The organism is Bacillota bacterium, from assembly GCA_023511835.1.
Taxonomy (GTDB): domain Bacteria; phylum Bacillota; class Sulfobacillia; order JAIMAT01; family JAIMAT01; genus JAIMAT01.
Window position 1 is genome coordinate 1 of the sequence record JAIMAT010000110.1, and the last position, 5383, is coordinate 5383.

General features: G+C 75.0%; 8 protein-coding genes. All 8 read right to left on the bottom strand.

Annotated elements, in window-relative coordinates; genetic code table 11:
• Positions 1-65: 65 nt before the first annotated feature.
• Positions 66-416, bottom strand: coding sequence for a SpoVA/SpoVAEb family sporulation membrane protein (locus K6U79_10785; protein ID MCL6522836.1), 351 nt, complete (start codon positions 414-416; stop codon positions 66-68).
• On the bottom strand, positions 413-1441 hold the full coding sequence (gene spoVAD / locus K6U79_10790) for a stage V sporulation protein AD (GenBank protein ID MCL6522837.1): 1029 nt from the start codon (positions 1439-1441) through the stop codon (positions 413-415). Before spoVAD ends, K6U79_10785 begins: the two co-directional genes overlap by 4 nt.
• Before the next feature lie 30 nt (positions 1442-1471).
• Complete coding sequence (locus K6U79_10795; GenBank protein MCL6522838.1) at positions 1472-1891, bottom strand: SpoVA/SpoVAEb family sporulation membrane protein; 420 nt, start codon at positions 1889-1891, stop codon at positions 1472-1474.
• 41 nt (positions 1892-1932) lie between these two features.
• Positions 1933-2154: a dodecin family protein gene (locus K6U79_10800; GenBank protein ID MCL6522839.1), complete on the bottom strand. Its 222-nt coding sequence runs from the start codon at positions 2152-2154 to the stop codon at positions 1933-1935.
• A gap of 299 nt (positions 2155-2453) precedes the next feature.
• On the bottom strand, positions 2454-3227 hold the full coding sequence (locus tag K6U79_10805; GenBank protein MCL6522840.1) for a sigma-70 family RNA polymerase sigma factor: 774 nt from the start codon (positions 3225-3227) through the stop codon (positions 2454-2456).
• 7 nt (positions 3228-3234) lie between these two features.
• A complete protein-coding gene (spoIIAB, locus tag K6U79_10810; GenBank protein MCL6522841.1) occupies positions 3235-3708 on the bottom strand; it encodes an anti-sigma F factor in 474 nt (157 codons plus the stop codon).
• Positions 3701-4051 (bottom strand): STAS domain-containing protein, encoded by a 351-nt coding sequence (locus tag K6U79_10815; protein MCL6522842.1) that lies wholly within the window; start codon positions 4049-4051, stop codon positions 3701-3703. The genes spoIIAB and K6U79_10815 overlap by 8 nt, the downstream gene beginning before the upstream one ends.
• Positions 4052-4222: 171 nt before the next feature.
• Positions 4223-5383, bottom strand: a 1161-nt coding sequence (locus tag K6U79_10820; protein ID MCL6522843.1) for a D-alanyl-D-alanine carboxypeptidase, incomplete at its 5' end; no start/stop codon positions are given.

The window sequence follows — 5383 nt, forward strand, 5'->3', positions numbered from 1 at the left end:
CCGGCGTGCCGGTCCCCCCCGAGCCGGCGGCCACGCCGTCCACCCCCCTCTTCCGGCCGTCGCGCTCAGGCCTTGGGTTGCGCCAACAGGGCGACCAGGTAGCTGAAGGCGATGGCGACGGTGACGCCCACGGCCGCCGCCTCCAGGCCGCCGCTGAAGATGCCCAGCCAGCCGTTGCGCGCGATGTCGGCGATGGTGCCCTGTACCAGCACGTGCCCGAAGCCGGTCAGCGGCACCGTGGCCCCCGCCCCGGCCAGGCGGACCAGGGGCGTGTAGAGTCCGAGCAGGCTGGCCACGCCGCCCAGCACCACGAAGCCGACCAGCGTCTGCGCCGGCGTCATGCCGCCCACATCCACCACCAGCTGGGCCAGCGCCGAGAGCGCGCCCCCCACCAGGAAGGCCCACAGATAGGTCATGCCGCACCCGCCCCCCATTCGATCGAGACCGCGTGCGCCACGCAGGGGATGGACTCGCCCTGGTGGTAGCTGGTGGGGCTGAAGAGCGCCCCCGTGGAGACCAGCAAGAGGCTGCGCAGGTTGCCCGCCAGCATCTCCCGGTAGAGGTAGCCGGCCGTCACCAGCCCCGAGCAGGCCGTGCCCGAGCCGCCGGCGCCCACCCCCTGCGCCCGCTCGTAGAGGAGGACGCCGCAGTCGGCGGCCGTCTCGCCCAGGTCGTATCCCGCCTCGCGCACCAGGTCGGCGGTGATCGGCAGCCCGTAGCTGCCCAGGTCGCCGGTGGCGATCAGGTCGTAGTCCTGCGGGCTGCGGCCCGCGTCCCGCAGGTGGTGGACGATGGTGTCGGCCGCCGCCGCCGCCATGGCTGCGCCCAGGTCGAAGGGATCCTTGACGCCCATGTCGATGACGCGGCCCACGGTGGCCATGGTCAGGCGCGGACCCTCCCCCCCGGCCGCCAGCAGGGCGGCCGCCGCGCCGGTGGCCGTCCAGGTGGCGGTGGCCGGGCGCTGGTAGCCGAACTCGACGGGGTAGCGGAACTGGCGTTCGGCCGCCTCGTGGTGGCTGGAGACGGCGACGCCGACGCGCCGCGCGTAGCCGCCGTCGATGAGCAAGGCCCCCACGGTCAGCGCCTCCGCCCAGGTGGCACAGGCGCCGAAGAGCCCCAGGAAGGGGCGGTCGACGGCGCGGGCCGCGAAGGAGGAGGCGCCCAGCTGGTTGATCAGGTCGCCCGCCACCAGATAGTCCAGGTCCTCGCCCTTCAGCCCGCGCTTCTGCAAGGCCAGGTCGACGGCCTGACGCAGAAAGGCCGCCTCGGCGCTCTCCCAGGTGGGGTGGCCGAAGAGTTTGTCCTCGACGACACGGTCGAAGTAGCTGGCCAGCGGCCCCCGGCCCTCCACCGGGCCGGCCACCGAGGCGGCCGCCTCGATGGCGACGGGGGTGCGGAAGGCCAGGGTGAAGCCGCCCACTCGCCGCTCCGCAACCTGCAACGACGCTCCCTCCCCGCTCTCCCGGGCCCTTCAGCGCGGCGCATACAGGATGTAGTAGGCGGTCCCGGCCACCACCGCCGTCAGGAGCCCGTAGAGCAGCACCGGCCCGGCCAGCTGGAAGAGGCGCCCGCCGACGCCGAAGATCCAGCCGTCGCGCTTGTACTCCATGGCCGGCGCCACCATGGCGTTGGCGAAGCCGGTGACGGGCAGGCTGGCGCCCATGCCGCCGAAGCGGGCGACGCGGTCCCAGAGGCCCAGCCCGGTGAGGATGGCGCCCAGCGCGATCATGACGGCCGTGGCCGGCGTCGCCGCCGCCTCCGGTGAGAGTCGCAGCCAGGCGATGAAGCCCTGGCGGACGGCCTCGCCCAGGAGGCAGATCAGCCCGCCCACCAGGAAGGCCCGCGCCGCGTTGGCCGGGACCGGCCGCGGCGGCGCGTGGCGCTTGCGCACCGCCTCGAAGCGGAGGCGGTCGACCTCCGTCGCCTCCACGCTCAGGCGCCTCCCCGGCGGTTGGAGTCGACCACGAAGGCCACCTTGACGTTGGCCTTGTACTCCGTCAGGCGGTTGTCGCGGACGTTGGCGGTGGCGTTGAGCACCTCCACGCCGGTGATGTGGTCGACCGTCTTGGCGGCCTCCTGGATGGCGTTCTGGACCGCTTCCTGCCAGCTGTTGGGCGACTCGCCCACCAGCTCGATGATCTTGACGACGGCCACGGCCTCCACCTCCCTCGTCGTCGCGGGCGCCGCCCGCGCCAGGACGGCCCCCGCGTGGTCGGGCCGGGTCCGGGCGGGATGAAGGGTGTGCCAGGCCGTCGCGGCGACGGCGAGCGCGGCCGCCAGCAGCGCCGCAAGAAGCGTGCGCCGGCCGCGGCCGGCGCCCCGGCTGGCCCCTCCCACCGGCACCGGTCTCACCCGGCAGGTAGTATGGCCGCCGGTCCCCGGACTCTTGCGGCCCGGCGGGGCGCCCGCCCGGCCGTTGGAGCGCCGGGAGGCGGGCGTGCCGCGCGGCGGCGCTAGGGCGCCAGCATCTCGCGCAGGCGGCGGAGCGCGCGCCGCTCCAGGCGCGAGACGTGGACCTGGCTGAGGCCGAGGCGCTCGGCCACCTGCTGCTGGGTCATGTCGAGGAAGAAGCGGAGATGAAGGAGAAGGCGTTCGCGCGGCTCAAGCCGCTCCAGCGCCCGCCGCAGATCGACGCCCTCCAGCCAGGCGGGCTCGCGCGCCTCGCCGCCCAGGCGGGCGCCCAGGGCAGCGCCCGCCGCCTCGTCGCCCTCGGGCGGCGCGTCCAGCGAGCGGACCCCTTCGCGGGCTGCGAGCGCCTCCACCAGGCGCTCGCGGTCGACGCCGAGACGGGCGGCCAGCTCCTCGACGCCGGGGCTGCGGCCCTGGGCCTGGGCCAGCTCCGCCTCCAGGAGGCGGGCCCGCCGGCCCAGCTCGCGCAGGTCGCGCGAGACGTGGAGCGCCGCCGTGGAGCGCAGGTAGGCGCGCAGCTCGCCCAGGATGGCGGGGACGGCGTAGGTGGAGAAGCGCGTGCCGCGCTCGGGGTCGAAGCCGTCGATGGCCTTGAGCAGCCCGATCACGCCGGCCTGGAGGAGGTCCTCCCGCTCCTCGCGCGACGCGGGCAGGCGCTCCACCAGGCTCCGCACCAGCGGCAGGTTGAGCTCCACCAGACGCTCCCGCGCCGCGCGGTCGCCCGCGCGCAGGCGCCGGAAGAGGTCGCGGCGCTCCTCCTCCGCCCCGGGACCGCCCGCGCCCGCGCCGCCGGGGCGGGCGGCCTCCCACCGGGCCACGGCCCGCTCACCCCGCCGTGCCGGTCGCCCCGGCCGGGCGGCTCGCCTCCGCCTCGAGCCGCTTGACCAGCCGGACGCGGGTCCCCTGCCCGGGGCGGGAGTCCACCTCCACCTGGTCGGCGAAGGACTCCATGAAGGCGAAGCCCAGCCCCATGCGGTCGGCGGCGGTGGTGAAGGCCGGTTCGCGGGCGCGGGCGACGTCCTCGATGCCGCGCCCCCAGTCGACCACCTCCACCTCCACCCGGTCCTCGTAGAGGAGGCCGCGCACCTGGAGGAGGCGCTCCTCCTCCGCCACCTCCGTGCCGGCGTAGGCGTGCAGGACGACGTTGGTCACCGCCTCGGAGACGGCCACCTTCAGCTCCTCGACGTCGCTGACACTGAAGGGCAGCTGCGCGGCGAAACCCGCCACCACCAGCCGGGCCAGGCCCACGTTCTCCGGCAGCGCGGGCATCTCCAGGACGAAGCGGTTCCTCTCAGACACCGCCCCGCACCCCGTCGCCGGGCGCCACCGGCGGCGCCTCCAGCACCTCCAGCGCCCGCGTCAGGCCGGCCAGCTCCAGGATGGAGCGGAGTCGTCCCTCCGGCACGGTCAGCCGGAGCCCTCCCCCCCGCTCGCGCAACGCGCGGTGCCGCCCGAGCAGCGCCCCCAGGCCGCTGGAGTCGATGAAGGCGACGCCTGAGAGGTCGACCAGCACCCGGCTCACCCCGTAGCGCGCCACCACTGCCTCCAGCCGTTCCCGGAAGAGGGGAGCCGTGTGCAGGTCCATCTCTCCCTCCAGGTAGAGGATCACCTGGCGGCCGTCGAAGCTCTCGCGGATCTCCATCGGCGGACCAAGCCCCCTCCCCACCTCCTTTCGGCGGGGAAGGGGGCCTTTCCTGGCGCGGCGGGCCGGCGGCGGGCGCGGGCCGGCACGGGACGCGACGGCCTTCGCCCTGCCTCGCCGCGTCTCGACGAGGGAACGGCGGCGCGTGGGAACGGGGGCGGCCGCCCGGGTTCAGGGCCAGAGGCGGCTCCAGTTGAGGCGCAGACTGGGCCAGAGGCCCAGCGCGGGCACGTCGCCTGCCGCCAGGAGCGGGACCTCCTCGACCCGCCGCTTCCCCAGGAAGAGCTCCAGCCGCCCCACCGGCTGCCCCCGGCGCACCGGCGCGCGCAGGCGCGGCGGCAGGCGGAGCTCGTGCCGCACCGGCGCCTGCTCCGTCCGCGGCAGCGTCAGGACCACGTCGCGCGCGCTGGCGACCGGCACCGCCGGCGCCCCGCCGCGGTCGACCGGCACCCGAGCCAGCGTCTCCCCCTGGCGGGCCACGGCCACCGTGCGGAAGCTGTTGAAGCCGTAGTCCAGCAGCCGGTAGATCTCGCGGTTCCGTTCCTCGGCCGTGGGCGCGCCCATGACCACCGCGATCAGCCTCTGCCCGTCCCGCTCGGCGGTGGCCACCAGGCAGAAGCCGGCCTCGCTGGTCCAGCCGGTCTTCAGGCCGTCCATCCCCGGATACTCGATCACGCCGCGGTTGGTGTTGGTCAGCCAGATCTGGTTCTTGCGCCCCTTCCGCACCCAGTACTCCCAGGTGCGCGTGTACCGGGTGACGGAGGGGTGGGCGGCCAGGATGTGGCGCGCTAGAAGCGCCTGGTCATAGGCCGAGGTGTAGTGCGGCTCGCTTCCCGGCAGGCCGTGGACGTTGGCGTAGCGGGTGTCGCGCATGCCCAGGCGGCGAGCCTCGTCGTTCATCATGCGCACGAAGTTCTCGTAGCTGCCGCCCACCTTCTCGGCCAGGGCGACGGCGGCGTCGTTCGCCGAGGCCACCGCCACCGCGTAGAGCAGGTCGCGCACCGACAACTGCTCGCCCTCGTACATGTAGAGGTTCGAGCCGCCCCAGCTGGCCGCGTAGGCGCTGGCGGTCACCGGCTCGTCCAGGTGGATCTGCCCCGAGTCCAGCGCCCGGAGGACCAGGTCGAGGGTCATCAGCTTGGTAACGCTGGCGGGGGGACGACGCTGGTGGGGATTCTTCTCGTAGAGGATGGCACCCGAGTCGGCGTCCATCAGGACGGCCGACGGCGCCTCGATGCGGGGCGGTACCGGCGCCGTAGCGGCCCGCGCCGCCGGCCCCGGGGGAAGCAGCGCCAACGCCGCGCTCCCGACGAGCGCCAGGAGCGTCCAGGC